This window comes from Neisseria sp. WLZKY-1 (genome assembly GCF_046546535.1).
Lineage (GTDB): Bacteria > Pseudomonadota > Gammaproteobacteria > Burkholderiales > Neisseriaceae > Neisseria.
Genome location: NZ_JBKGTW010000170.1, coordinates 1 through 221 on the forward strand (window position 1 = coordinate 1; position 221 = coordinate 221).

Below are 221 nucleotides of genomic sequence, written 5' to 3' on the forward strand. Positions count from 1 at the left end.
CTTCCCACTATTGAAGTTGGATCAAGTGATTGATTGGCAGCCGATCGAACAGTACCTGAATCGTCAAAGAACCCGTTACCTTCGAGACCACCGCGGCCGTCCCACCTATCCACTGTTGTCCATGTTCAAAGCCGTCCTGCTCGGACAATGGCACAGCCTCTCCGATCCCGAACTCGAACACAGCCTCATCACCCGCATCGATTTCAACCTGTTTTGCCGTT

At 52.9% G+C, this 221-nt stretch carries 1 protein-coding gene; it reads left to right on the plus strand.

Annotation, left to right across the window (positions count from 1 at the left end):
* A partial coding sequence (locus ACLD9W_RS12700; RefSeq protein WP_410842319.1) for a transposase occupies positions 1-221 on the plus strand: 221 nt, incomplete at both ends.